Below are 13,882 nucleotides of genomic sequence, written 5' to 3' on the forward strand. Positions count from 1 at the left end.
GAGTTGAGTATACTAACTCATAGATTCTAGTAGAAAGGAATGAATAAAGCATTGTCATCCTCTTTATCCTCTCGCCAAACTCATTGTGTAAATGCATTTCACGTTTATGACTGGATTCAAAAGAAGTACGAGGGTGCGCTAGACGTCTTTAGAAGTAATGGAACAGACGGAATTATTAGCGGCATTAACTTATGCGACCTTCTGTTACAGCGCAATCGCTTCTTTATTGAAGCAATGATTGTTGATGAAAATGGATGTCCAATCTCACCCGAGCGCGGCATAGCTATCACTGAATTAACGAATTCAATGACGCGCTCAAAAAAACGCTTGAATGACGAAGAAAACTGTCCCGTTCTCCATCGAGCAGTAATTCAAAAACAAGGGCAATATCTTTTGACGCTCGTTGATAAAACAACTGGGCAAATTTGCAAATCTAATCCAATCCCCTTTACGATTCGAGAAACCGTATATCTTTATGCACCTCTAGATACAACTATTCAGGTTGACGTAACAAGCGTTGAGTTTAACGTTACACCTTCGTGCATTAACAACGTTCAAGAACTTCGTGTAGAAGTAAGTATCTGTCAAAGCATTACCAGTGGCTATACTAAAACAATTGAAATTGAGGGATCTTACATTACCCCTCGGGAAGATTTACAGCCAAGTCATTGTAAACACAAAAGCTGTTAGCATACCAAAAAGCACTGTTTCCAACTAAGAAACAGTGCTCTTTTATTGTTCTTTGGCAATCGCTTGCTGCATTGTACTTTTATGAGAAGAAATTACGCGTTTAACTTCTTTTCTAATGGTCCTGCCATAGCGCATGGTTCCCATTTTTTCATGAACCCTGTAATATAAAAGCGGATTATCAATATAGTGGATTGGAACCTGCTTAATAATTCTTAACCACATATCATAATCATGAGTGTAAAGTAAAGTTTCATTAAACGTACCTACGCGGTCGAACACTTCTTTTTTTATCATAACGGTACATCCATTGATAAAGTTTCCTTTACTCATCTCTTTAAGCATTCGTAATCGACTCTCATAAAAAACTCCAATTGACCTTGATGTAATCGCACCTTTTTTATTAATTAAGTGATAATCTGTATATGAGAAAGAAGCATTCTCTTTAAGCATAAATGTTAATTGATCTTCAATTTTATTCGCTGGGTAAACATCATCTGAGCTTAACCAGCAAATATATTCTCCAGAAGCGCGACGAAGTCCTACGTTTAAAGCACTAGCCGTTCCTCCATTTTCTTTTTCAATATAAATAATACGATGCAGATAAGGGCTGATTCTATCAGAATGTTCCGTTGCTCCATCGTTCACTACAATAATTTCGACATTTGAATATGTTTGCTTCAATAAGCTATCAAGAGCTTGATCAATGTAGGCGCAGTTATAAAAAGGTACGATAACTGATACTTTGCACACTTTATAAATCACTCCTTTTTACTACCCTATGAAATCGAAACAAATACGTGATTATACAGAGTTTTTATCGATAATGAACATAAACCTTTTCCTCATCATATATGTATGAAATAGCATGAAAGAAATGAAAACGCGTACTTGTATGCACAAATTGAAAAGAGGAGGTCCTCTCATATGCTTCACTCTTCTTACGCATCATTTTCTGGTAATGAACAGCTACAAGCGAGTCCACCAACTTCTGATGCTATTTCAAATACGTTTACAATTGAATTTTGGGTGCGTCCAACTAAGGAACAAACTCTTAGGAAAGAGAGTCGCTCCGGCGTATCCCCTCTTGAAAATCAGCCTTTTGTAATTGCACCTGCTGACGATCAAGCTCTTACAGTCGCTGAAGCGTTCATTGCCATTTCCGTTGGCACCAATGGCATTTCTGTTTATGAAATTGGCAAAGATCATTTTACACCAACGCTTGTATATCCTTGTTCAATTGAGGGCTGGACACACGTAGCGCTCGTTTATCATCACCGTACTCCCTCTTTATACGTGAATGGTGTCCTAGCTAAAACGGGAATTTTAAGTCGCCGAAGAAAAATCATTCCTCACTTTTGTTTTGGTGGACACCCTTCATATGGGTACTTTCAAGGTGATTTACAAGAAGTTAGACTATGGAATATCGTACGAACAGAACCACTTATTCAAGCTTTTTATCAAACTATTATCGATCACATAGAAGGTCACATGATTCAGTATTGGCCGCTTTGTGAAGAAACAACCGTTCAAAGCTGTGTTGAAACAGGTGCTCACGTTATAGAAAACCCTGTAAAGTTACACAAAAAAAAGTTATTGTTTACGTTTTATATTCCAAGTGGAGGGGTTGAAACATTAAACCGGCAGCGCTTTTACGCTTTATCTGAATCAAGTATTCAATGTGATTTTTTATATACACAGCCTGGAACGGGCCTCCAAAACAAAGTCAATGCTTCTGTATTTGTGACCAATGAAGATGTGAAAATAAAAGAAATTATTTCAAAAGAAAACTATGATGCTATTATCGTTAATACAGATTATCTTCTTTTAAAAAGACTGCGACAATTAGGCTATAAAGGTCATTTAATTTATGAAGTGCAAGGATTAGGAACAGATAAAGAGTATACGAATGCTTATTTAAAGGGTCATGCACACTCTTATATTAAAAACTATAGCGATGCCATTCTATACCCTAACACTCCTCATCTTATCGATGCTTTCCAACAGTATTTGTCTTCAAAACAACAATTTTGCTTTCATAACTGTTTTGATACAAGGCAATTCCATTATCAACCGCTGCCAAAACAACCTACCCCAATTATTGGATGGGTAGGAAGGCTTGAGGACAATAAAAACTGGCGTGACTTCCTTCGCATTGGATCTCATATTATAAAACATTCAGCTGATGTAAAGCTTTGGATGTTCGAAGACAATACGCTTTCAACCTCCGCTGAGCGTGAAGCATTTGAGTGTTTAGTTGATCAGCTTAACCTCAGAAGTCATTTAACTATTTACGCCAATCAACCTCATGCCAAAATGGCAGAGTATTTTTCAATCATTGGGGATTCGGGAGGGTTTTTATGCTCCACTTCTAAAGTAGAGGGATTTGGCTATGCAGTATTAGAAGCAATGGTTTGTAAATGTCCCGTTTTATCTACGGATTCAGACGGTGTAAAAAGTTTTATTATCCATAACCAAACTGGAAAATTCTTTACATTGGGTAACATTGAAGAAGCCGTAAAAGAAGGAATAGAACTCCTTACCAATAAATCGCTGCGTGAAACGATTCGACACCAGGGTGTCACCCATATCATTCAGCACTTTTCACCCCAGGAATATGCAGCCAACTTTAAGCAAATGCTCTCTCAAATATAAAAAAACCCCCTTCCACTTTCTAAACTTCAATAAGTGGAAGGAGTTCACGTTATGAAACAGGGCCGATTGTAGTACCGGTAAACGTTAAAGGACCGGTAACGCGTGCTTGTGTTAAAAGTGGATTTAACAATTCAGCAGTAATCGTATACGCATGATAGCCAACAGGAGCATTTGAATCTACAATTTGAAATGCAGCAAGTCGAATTTCATTTACTGCCAGCGTACTTATTTGAGCAGACCCGATAATACCACCATCACGTAATACGCTAACTAAGATGTTGGGTAATCCTAAGAAAGAGCGAATCCCAATTGTACAATCTAATAACACGGTGGATCCTGGACGAGGAACTGCCAGTCCAAATTCAGCTAAAACAATAGTGCCGATAGTTGGAATAGCTCGGTCTAAACTATTATTAAAGTTACTCGGTACACTTGCATTAAAATCATCAATAGGTCTCAATTTGTTTCCTCCTTATATAAAAATATACTGACAATTTATTATATGAAATATAGTAAATTATGTTTGGACAAAAACCAATTTTTACCAAAATTCTTGTAATTTCACTTTTTCTACTTGTCTTTCATACTATGTAACTAGCTCTTAATTTAAAGCACGTCAGGAAGAAGGGATTTGCAATGGAAAAAGTATCAATTATTATTCCTTTTTATAATTGTTCCTATGTTCAACAAGCAATTGAAAGTGCTCTGCAGCAAACCTATTCAAATATTGAAGTAATTGTTGTTAATGACGGATCAACAATTCACACCGAAAAAGTGACCCCTTACTTAGATCGAATTCGCTATATTGAAAAGAAAAATGGGGGAACTGCCAGCGCTTTAAATGTTGGTATTCAGCATGCAACTGGTGATTACTTTGCATGGCTGAGTTCTGATGATTTATTTGTTCATGATAAAGTAGAAAAGCAGCTCCGCTTTATGAAGGCTCATAACGCCTATATAAGCCATTCCAACTACGCACTTATTAACAACAATAGCGAAGTTACTGTACCTTTAGCAGGCGTTTATTTTGACCGGAAGTTAGATTTTATTGAGCACCTTCAAATCGGCTGTAGCGTTAACGGTTGCACCATCATGATGAAAATGGACGTTTTTTCTACCCTCGGATTATTTAATGAAACGCTGCGATTTACACAAGACTACGATTACTGGCTGCGCTGCGTTCCTGCCTATGAGTTTTATTACCTTAATGAACCGCTTGTTCATTATCGTGTTCATGAAGAAATGGGCACTAAGAAGCATACAAAAGAAATTGAGCGTGAAATTAAGGCAGTCCAAGAATCACACCGTTCTGTGCTCAACAACATGGTACAGCTTGAAAAAGGTTCATCACCTGGTCTTATTAATTCTTTGACATCGCAGTCCTTTTCCCATCCTGTAAATAAGCCTTTAAACATTACGTTTCCTATTTTAACGCTGTGCAAAGGTGGCGCTCAGCGCATGCTTGCTGATATTAGTAACGGCCTTGTTGATTTAGGGCATAATGTAACCATTTTAATGCCTCCACAAGGTGACATAGAGTATGACGTAAAAGCAAAGATTACAAGGACTCCTGGTGCTGTGATAACAGAGCAAGACTATCCAAACAGTGACTTAATTATCTCAAACTTCTACTCAACCGTTCCGTCTGCTGCAGCTGCAAGCGCTCAAGGAAAAGGCATTCACGCGCGCTTTAGCTTATGCTATGAGCCCGTGTTTCTTCCTGAACAAAGCGTTTCTTTCCAGTCTTACAATACAACACCTTATTTGCTTGTCATCTCACGCTATCAGCAAGAATTAATCTCATTACTTCATGGTATTAAAGGTGAACATATTCCGATTTATGTAAATCCTAACTTTTCAAAGCTTTCATTATCTAATAAAAGAAAACCGCTCACAATCTCTGCTATTGTGAGAATACCAGAAGGCGGATATTCTTGGCAGCGTGACCAGGATTATTTAATTGAACAACTAAAGGTTGTCAAAAAACAGTTTCCAAGCGTACGAATCAACCTGATTTGTCCACCAAATGAGTTTGCTCAGTCTCCCATTCTACAAAACTTGCGAAATAAGGAAGGCTTTTTATTTTATTCTCCAAAAGATGACTATGAACTTTGCGCTTACTACAACCGAGCAGATATTTTTGTTACTTCGTCCATTTATGAAACAGCTGTTTTACCGGGACTTGAAGCAATGAAGTGCGGCGCGGCAATCGTAGGTGTCTATGCCGGTGGAAATACCGAATACGGCCGTCATGAAGAAACCTGCTTAATGTCTTACCGGTATGAAAATCGACTTGGTGAGGATATCATCCGCTTAATTCAAGATCCTGCACTCCTTGCAAAGTTGAAAAATAACGGTGAACAAGAAGCTGAAAGATGGCAGCTTTCAAACAGCGTCGCAGCATTTGAAAAAGCATGCTATTCCTTTTTACAAGATGCACACAAATAAACAGGCACATTTCACTGTGCCTGTTTATTTGTGTTGATGTTCATATAAGGAAGCTGTGCATTCCTATACGATTAAGATTCACATAATTATCCCTTTGTCCCTCCGGCTGTTAAGCCTGAGATAAAGTACTTTTGACAAACTAGGAATAAAAGAGCAATCGGAACGGCAATGAGTACAGACCCTGCCGCAAAAGCCGTAAATTGGTTCCCGAATTGTCTTGAAATCATATCATATAAGCCAACTGCCAAGGTGTAATTTTCGCCTGAACGAAGCAATACCTTTGCTAAAATGAAATCTCCAAACGGAGCTGTAAACGTAAATAATGCAATAACAGCAATGATTGGCTTGGCTAACGGCATAACGATTTGGAAAAAGATACGAAGATGCCCAGCTCCATCCATCTTTGCAGACTCATCTAGCTCTTTTGGAATCGTATCTAAATACCCTTTCATTAACCATGTATTCATTGGAATAGCTCCACCTACATAGATTAAAATTAACCCAAGATGTGTATCAATTAACTTTGTAACCGTCGCAAGCACAAAAATAGCAATTAATGCTGCAAAGTTTGGAATCATTTGTAACACTAAAAACGTTAATAATCCATTTTTTCTTCCAACAAATCGATAGCGAGAAAATGAATAAGCAGTTAGGCTAACTAAAATAAGAGATAAAATCATAGTTGAGATACTAATTTTCAACGAGTTCGCATACCAAATTAAATAATTACTTTGGCTCGTATCAAATAGAGCTGCATAGTGCTTGAACGTAGCATTTTCCGGAAACATTTTTGAACCAGACAGGCTATCTCCGGGATTTAAAGACGAACCAATAATCCAAAGAATTGGATATAAGATAATGGCAAACATAACTAGTACAACTGCGTATGATAAAGTGAGACGAATGGTTTTTTTTGTTTTTATACTCATAGTTACATCATATCCTCTTCTTGGAATGATTTTGTGCGCTTAAATTGCCATAGCGCCACAGTAATAACAATCACTGACAATAACATTGTAATGGCTGCAGCTTTTCCATATTGCTGAGTCGTCATCGTCAGCTTATAAATCCATGATATTAGAATATCTGTACTTCCAGCTGTTTGACCTGATACCGCAGGTCCACCAGCATTAAATAAGTAAATCACGTTAAAGTTGTTAAAGTTAAACGTGTACTGGGTAATTAAAATTGGTGCCGTTGCAAAAAGAACAAGCGGTAACGTAATTTTCATGAATTTTTGAACAGCCGTGGCCCCATCTACAGTTGCCGCTTCGTACAACTCCTCTGGAATTGATTGAAGCACACCTGTTGTCATTGCGAAGATAAATGGAAAGCCTAACCACGTCTGGATCATAATTAAAGCCACTCGGCTCCAAAGCGGTTCCGTCATCCAATTTATTCCTTCAATTCCTAAAAAAGCGAGGATGTCATTATTAATTGCTCCGAAGGTCTCGTTAAACATTCCTGCAAACACTAGGATGGAAACAAAGCCTGGTACTGCCCAAGGTAAAATAAATACAGTACGAATAATTGCTTTCCCTTTTAAATCTTTTTGATTAATTAAAATCGCTAAAAAGATGCCCAATGCTACTTGAAGGGTTGTTGCGCCAAATGTCCAAATTAACGTCCATGCAAACACGCTGATAAACGTTTCTCGCCAAATTGGCACCGTTGCCATATCAATAAAGTTCTTAAATCCTACCCAATCGACAAGCTTTGCTGGCGGTGAGTGGTAGAGATCATAGTTTGTAAATGCTAATAAAATAACAAACAAAATTGGAAAAATGACAACAAAAACAAGAAGAACAAAACCTGGTGAAATCATGAGATACGGAAATCCGTTATCTAGTAAATTGTGATATTGCTCTTTTACCGTACTGATACGTAGTCCTAAATCACGCTTCTCTCCGTTTTTATAGGCATCACGTAAGTTAAACACATAAAACCCGAGTGCAAACACGAGTAAAATAACGGACAAGATTCCGTATACTAGCAAGAAGATTGAATGGTCTCGCGGCAGCACTTCACCAAGTGTCACAAGTCCCCATAAACCAATGTTCAAAAAATCTTTAAATACAACAACGAAGGAAATAGTAAGTAGAAGAAACAACATTCCTTTTAGAATTTGACGATTATATAGCTGACCTAACCCGGGGATGATGGATAATCCTAACGCTATTTTACGATGGTTGCTACCTTGAAATGTTTGCTCGGGCTGATTTTCAGCATGTTTTAGCTCCATGTATGGCCTCTCCTTTTCATTCTAAATAAGCAAAATAGTAAGTCTTTTCATAGCGCAAACGCTTGCCTGATTAGTAAAGAAAGAGTACCCCTGAAGAATCAAAGGTACTTCTTTCCTTAAACAAATTTGTTTATTTACCGCTGTGGTTTGCTTTGATGTTTTCTTCAATTGTTTTACGTGCTTCATCTAGAGCTTTTTTAGAATCTGCTTTACCCGTGATAACGGTTTGAACTGCGCTTTGCATTGGAGGCCAAACTTCTGACATTTCAGGAATTGACGGCATCGGTACTGCATCTTGAGATTGCATAGCAACTGCAGAAGCTAACTCATTGTCTTTAATAATTGGATCTTCAAGCAACGCTGTATTTGGTGGAATTTCTTGTGTTAACTCAAAGCGTTTTTTTGCATTCTCATCGTTTGTGATATGGTCAATAAATTTTTCAGCCCATTCTTTATTAGTTGAGAATGATGTAACGTTCCAACCTTTTACACCCATAAACGTTTTAACTGGTTCACCGTTTGGTAACTTTGGCATTGGAGCGGCACCAATATCAATTCCCGCTGCTTTATAGCCTTGGAAAGACCATGGACCATTCATAACAGAAGCTACTTTACCTTCGTTAAATAGACCGTCTAATGCGCTACCACCGTTTTCTCCAATAATACCATTCGGTAACAGCTTGTCTTGGTACCAAGTGTTGATGTAGTCAACTGCTTCAACTGCTTCAGCATTGTTGACACCCAAGTCTTTTGTATCAAATGAACCGTCTTTTTCACCGAATACGTAACCACCGTAACCACTTAGGAAACCATGTGCAAAGTAATAGTTATCCAGTAGCGCTAAAAAGCCATACTTCCCGTCTTTTGTGAAGTCTTCTGAAAAGGCTTTAAGTTCGTCCATTGTTTTTGGAGCTTCTTTCATCAATGCTTTGTTATACACAAGTACTGGCGTTTCCGTTGCTTTTGGCAAACCGTAAAGCTTACCATCAAACGTCATTGCATCAATTGATGATTCACTAAAGCGAGATGTTGTCTCATCTGAAGTAGTTGTTAACTCTGCAAGCAACCCTTTCGTAACAGCTGGACCAATGTTATCATGAGGAATTGTTACAACGTCTGGAGCTGTTCCAGCAGGCCCGTCCAATGCTAGCTGCTCCTGAATTTTTGTTGTTTCTACTTCTTTATACTCAATTTTAATACCATGTTCTTTTTCAAAACTTTTAATTGCATAGTCTAGTGCTGGTCCTTTATCTTTATCTTCCCAAACAACTAGCTTTTCTGGTTTTTCTCCCCCACTCCCAGATCCTGGTGTCGTACTTGTTGCACCTTCTTCTGGACCACACGCTGCTAACATACCTACTGTTAGCGCTGAAGTCATCAAAACTGATAACGCTTTCTTCATTTTAACCCCTCCGTTGACCTATTCTGTTTGACTTGTGCAACCGTTTGTACAATCCCCAAAAATAGAACGCTTTCATTTTATGGTGAAAACGTTTGCACTATCTACAATCTCTATTATACTTATAATCAACCATTTGACAACTACTCTTTTTCATATTTTTATGGAAAACCAAACTTTATTTTCAACCCAGAGCTTTATCACTATATTTTTTACATATAATATAAAAAAAGTAAGTTTTTCTCACACTTTATCTAGCCAACAATCACATTCGCTATACCTATTATGATTTTTGCTCGCCTTGTATTAGAAATTCAACTTGCTTAAGCGTTTATTCACAAAGTCATAATACCTGCTCAATCAGCTGTTTTTTAGATAAACAAATCAGAATCTAATTGCGGTCATATTGTTTTGAAAGAGCATATGTAACGTAGAACCAGCTGCTTTTGGAATATGTATAAAAATAAGAAATTGATTATTTACACTCCCCTCCTTATAAAAAGAAAAGCTGCCTTTTTAGACAGCTTTCTTTTGTTTATTGATTTATATGAAGACGTGTACTACTTTAATCCTTGGTTTTTCGATGAAATGTCAGAATATCTAAAAGCGATTTCTCAAGCGAATAGTTTGGTTTCCAGCCTATAAGTTGAAGCGGTGACGTATCTGGTATTAAGAAAGGTTCACTGTTTGCTTCATCATTTGTAATCTGGAAATCTACGTGAGCAAGCGTTCTCAGCATAGAGGCAACTTCTTTTAATGAATAGCAGGCAGAGGAGGCGATTTCATAAACTTCCTTCCTTTGACCAAATAAGAATAAATGTTCATATGCTGCAACAGCGTCTCTCACATCAATAAAATTGCGCCTGGCTTCTAAATTACTAATGTGAAGCTCTTTCTTTTCATTGCCTTTTTCCATAGCAGCAATTTTTTTGGCAAAAATCGAACAAACACCGTTGGAATGCCCAGGTCCAATTAAATTGGAAGGCTTTGCAATAACTACATCAAGATTATAGAGCTTTGCCCATGCATCTGAGACTAAAATCTGCACCGTTTTTGAAAAGCTATATGGATGAGTAAGTGATGAACTATCAGAAGGATTATACTGAAGTGCAGATCCCGCTACTACAATGCGAGCAGTCGGCACTTTTTTTCTCATTGCTTCTAATAGATGCAGCGTTCCAATTACATTGCTGTTAACGTAAGACAAAGGCTGTTCCCATGAGCTCCCCACATGATTTTGGCCAGCAAGATGGAGAATATAATGAGGATTTGTATCTTCAACGAGCTTTGTTACCTCGGATTCGTTTTCTAAATCACAGCTAACTACACTTACACCTTCACAAAGTACTTTCTTGCGCATTGCAGCAGTTACTTCATAGCCTTTTTTCATAAAATGAGTTACGGCATGCTGCCCTGTAAAACCGTTTGCTCCCGTAATAAGGATTCGCTTTCTCATTGCTTTTGCATCCAATCTTTCATCTCTTCTAGCATGACTCGGTAAGTAGGCGGCGTGTAAATATAGTCTGTTCGCGTATTTTTAATCGTACGATCCAGTACAAATGCTTCATCTGCTTCAATCGTAACATCATCTTTTTGAAATACTTCTTTCATAAGCTGAAGCAGCTCGAATTTGGAGATTTTCGGCTCGGTCGCAAGGTGATAAAGACCCGTCACGTTCTGTTGAATAAACACTTCAATTGCCTTAGCAAGCTCTATTGTCGTTACACCGTTCCATAGCGCTCGCTTATAGCCTTTGATTTTTCCTGTTTGCTTCATAAACCATAGAAATAGTCCAATTCCGTCAGTTTTTAACTCAGGTCCAATGATTGAGGTGCGAACCGTTAAGTGCTTATCGCTAATAATTTCACCCAGCTGCTTGGATTGAGCATAAATGGAGGTTCCGTCAGGAGCATCACTTTCCGTATAGTCGCCTTTGTCCCCTAAAAAAACGCAATCTGTACTAATGTGAATCAGCTTTCCTTGGTAGCGCTCTGTTAGTTTGACGAGCTGATGAGGAAGAACGCTATTAACGTGAAAAGCAAGCTTACTATGTTGCTCCGCATGATGATTTAAAATACCGATACAATTAATTGTAATATCAGGCTTTTCTTGTTCCATTAATTTTTCAAGATCAGTTGCGTTTGTTACATCAACATACAATCCTTCTTTGTCATCTAAATCCCTTGATGTATAGACTACTTCGTACTGAGGTTTTTGCTTAAAATAAGAAGTGATAACGTGACCAGCCATTCCTTTTCCACCAAGGATTAGTATTTTCATTTAGATAAACCGTCCTTTCTCTAACATCTCTTTAATTTCTTCTTTCGTCATTAACTCTTTGCTAGAATTATAGTTCACAAGGTTTACAGGCCTAAAGTTTGCATAGTGCTCTTTTAAACCTGGAATATGAATTGGCGGTAAAATGACAAAATACTCTTCGTCATAAGCAATCGTTGTTGTACTTTCGTATTCTGACAGCAACAGCTCATGAATTTTTTCACCAGGACGAATACCTAGTATTTCGATATCGACATTTTCTTTGTTTGAAGCGTCAATTAACACATAAGCAAGGTCAATGATTTTGCATGTTGGCATTTTCATAACGAAAATCTCACCGCCAAGGCTTTCAAATGTTGCTTTAAAGACAAGCTTGATTGCATCTTCTAGCGTTAAGAAAAAGCGTGTCATATCTAAATCTGTGATTCCTACTTTTCCTTTTTCTTGAATTTGTTTTTTAAATACGTGAATAACGCTTCCATTTGTTCCAAGTACATTTCCGCCTCGGATACACACAAATTTTGTCTTCGTGTTTAGTGTATTCGCATGAATAATTAAACGTTCGCCCATCGCCTTTGACAGCCCATAAAAATTCGATGGATTCGCCGCTTTATCAGTTGAAATGTAAATTACGCGCTTCACGTTACAAATAATAGCTGCGTCGATAACATTTTGCGTACCGTGTACGTTTGTTTTTAGTGCTTCTAACGGCTGATCCTCACAAACTGGAACATGCTTTAAAGCTGCAAGATGAAACACATAATCCACGCCTTGACATGCTTCAATCAATGAATCTTTTTCTTTAATATCCCCTATTAGGAACTGAAGCTTTGGGTCGTTGTCAAACTCTTGCTTCATTGTAAATTGATTGGATTCATTGCGTGAAATAATTCTAATTTCCTTCGGATCAAGAGTTAATAACTGCCTTACTAATTCGTATCCCCATGAGCCTGTGCCACCTGTAACTAAAATCGTTTGATTTTTAAACACTGTTAAGTCCTCCTAAAATTACTTTTATTACTTTATCCGAAACATCCGGATGATCGTACCCTTCTGGATAAGACCATTTACTCGATTGGTTTACCATGACTTTGACGCAGTTTACAATTTGATCTGCGTTTAAGCCTGACAGCATATTGCTTCCACAGTCAATCGTTTCAGGACGTTCTGTTGTTTTTCGAACCGTTACCGTTGGAACATGAAACAAGCAGCATTCTTCCTGAACGGTACCGCTATCAGTTAAAACACAAAGCGCATTTTTTTCAAGTTTTACAAAGTCAAAGAACCCGAACGGTTCATGAAACTCAACGAGTGGATGAACTCGAAGAGAAGGATGCTTATCAATGCGTGATTTTGTTCGTGGATGAATGCTGCAAATAATGCGCTTTTGAAATTCTTCGGCTACCTTATTAAGACCGTTCATAATTTCAACTAAGCGTTCTTCATAATCAACATTTTCAGCACGATGTATCGTGACTAAGAAATAATCATTTCTCTTTGTACTTAGTGTTTCTAAAATAGAACTTGCGTTAATTTGAGGAGTGTAATGGTTTAACACTTCAAAAATAGGATTTCCTGAAACCACAATTCGGTTCTTTGGAACACCTTCTCGAATAAGGTTTTCTTTACTTTGAGGGGTATAAGGAAGATTAATACTTGAAATAGCGTCAATTACTTTTCTATTCTTTTCCTCAGGCACTTCGAGGTCAAAGCAACGATTTCCAGCTTCCATATGCATGACTGTAATTCCCATACGCTCTGCTAAAATTGCACTTAGTCCGCTATTTGTATCACCTAACACCAAGACTTTATCAGGCTTTTCTTTCAAAAAAATTGTTTCTAACTGAGCATACATCGTTGAAAGCTGCTGTCCTAACGTGGCTTGCTGATTAGCAAGCACATAGTCTGGCTTTCTAACCTGTAACTCTTGAAAAAATACGTCGCTAAGAGAAGCAGTAAAATTTTGACCTGTATGAACTAAAATATGTTTAGCTGCATAGCGGTCTAGTTTGTCAATAATTAAGCTTAGACGTATAATTTCAGGCCTGGTACCTAAAATGGTCATCACTTTCATTCTTTACACATCCTATACATAGTTTGGACTCCGTCTTCGCTGTATCCTCTTATTACTTTATGCGGGCAAATAAGACTTGCTATAGGCGAGATTATTATCT

General features: G+C 37.8%; 12 protein-coding genes. 3 read left to right on the forward strand and 9 right to left on the reverse strand.

Annotation, left to right across the window (positions count from 1 at the left end):
* Positions 1–39 precede the first annotated feature (39 nt).
* Positions 40–690, forward strand: coding sequence for a BMQ_0737 family morphogenetic spore coat protein (locus EPL02_RS12295; protein WP_131887871.1), 651 nt, complete (start codon positions 40–42; stop codon positions 688–690).
* Positions 691–732: 42 nt separating this feature from the next.
* On the opposite strand, the gene EPL02_RS12300 is transcribed toward EPL02_RS12295, so the two are convergent.
* The gene (locus EPL02_RS12300) at positions 733–1,440 is read right to left on the reverse strand and encodes a glycosyltransferase family 2 protein (RefSeq protein ID WP_094910372.1); all 708 of its coding nucleotides are present in this window, start codon (positions 1,438–1,440) and stop codon (positions 733–735) included.
* 174 nt (positions 1,441–1,614) lie between these two features.
* On the opposite strand from EPL02_RS12300, the gene EPL02_RS12305 reads away from it, so the two are divergent.
* The gene (locus EPL02_RS12305) at positions 1,615–3,342 is read left to right on the forward strand and encodes a glycosyltransferase (RefSeq protein WP_094910373.1); all 1,728 of its coding nucleotides are present in this window, start codon (positions 1,615–1,617) and stop codon (positions 3,340–3,342) included.
* 49 nt (positions 3,343–3,391) lie between these two features.
* Here the strand turns inward: EPL02_RS12305 and EPL02_RS12310 are convergent, their stop codons facing one another.
* On the reverse strand, positions 3,392–3,802 hold the full coding sequence (locus EPL02_RS12310) for a hypothetical protein (RefSeq protein ID WP_094910374.1): 411 nt from the start codon (positions 3,800–3,802) through the stop codon (positions 3,392–3,394).
* 176 nt (positions 3,803–3,978) lie between these two features.
* Here EPL02_RS12310 and EPL02_RS21195 point away from each other — a divergent pair, with 176 nt between their 5' ends.
* Positions 3,979–5,790, forward strand: a complete 1,812-nt coding sequence (locus tag EPL02_RS21195; protein ID WP_286175424.1) for a glycosyltransferase — start codon at positions 3,979–3,981, stop codon at positions 5,788–5,790.
* 86 nt (positions 5,791–5,876) lie between these two features.
* Here the strand turns inward: EPL02_RS21195 and EPL02_RS12325 are convergent, their stop codons facing one another.
* The 7 genes from EPL02_RS12325 to wecB all read right to left on the reverse strand — a co-directional run bounded on the left by EPL02_RS12325 (position 5,877) and on the right by wecB (position 13,782).
* On the reverse strand, positions 5,877–6,719 hold the full coding sequence (locus EPL02_RS12325; RefSeq protein ID WP_025910245.1) for a sugar ABC transporter permease: 843 nt from the start codon (positions 6,717–6,719) through the stop codon (positions 5,877–5,879).
* 2 nt (positions 6,720–6,721) lie between these two features.
* Positions 6,722–8,032: a carbohydrate ABC transporter permease gene (locus EPL02_RS12330; protein ID WP_025910244.1), complete on the reverse strand. Its 1,311-nt coding sequence runs from the start codon at positions 8,030–8,032 to the stop codon at positions 6,722–6,724.
* A 130-nt stretch (positions 8,033–8,162) separates the two neighbouring features.
* Positions 8,163–9,434 carry a sugar ABC transporter substrate-binding protein gene (locus EPL02_RS12335; protein WP_131887872.1) on the reverse strand — a complete coding sequence of 424 codons (1,272 nt, stop codon included), beginning with the start codon at positions 9,432–9,434 and terminating at the stop codon, positions 8,163–8,165.
* 562 nt (positions 9,435–9,996) lie between these two features.
* On the reverse strand, positions 9,997–10,887 hold the full coding sequence (locus EPL02_RS12340) for an NAD-dependent epimerase/dehydratase family protein (RefSeq protein WP_131887873.1): 891 nt from the start codon (positions 10,885–10,887) through the stop codon (positions 9,997–9,999).
* Positions 10,884–11,711, reverse strand: coding sequence for a dTDP-4-dehydrorhamnose reductase family protein (locus EPL02_RS12345; protein WP_094910378.1), 828 nt, complete (start codon positions 11,709–11,711; stop codon positions 10,884–10,886). Before EPL02_RS12345 ends, EPL02_RS12340 begins: the two co-directional genes overlap by 4 nt.
* A complete protein-coding gene (locus tag EPL02_RS12350; RefSeq protein WP_094910379.1) occupies positions 11,712–12,698 on the reverse strand; it encodes a polysaccharide biosynthesis protein in 987 nt (328 codons plus the stop codon).
* Positions 12,691–13,782 (reverse strand): non-hydrolyzing UDP-N-acetylglucosamine 2-epimerase, encoded by a 1,092-nt coding sequence (gene wecB, locus EPL02_RS12355; RefSeq protein WP_131887874.1) that lies wholly within the window; start codon positions 13,780–13,782, stop codon positions 12,691–12,693. Before wecB ends, EPL02_RS12350 begins: the two co-directional genes overlap by 8 nt.
* Positions 13,783–13,882: the final 100 nt, after the last annotated feature.

The organism is Bacillus sp. CBEL-1 (genome assembly GCF_004348885.1).
GTDB lineage: Bacteria > Bacillota > Bacilli > Bacillales > Bacillaceae_H > Priestia > Priestia aryabhattai_A.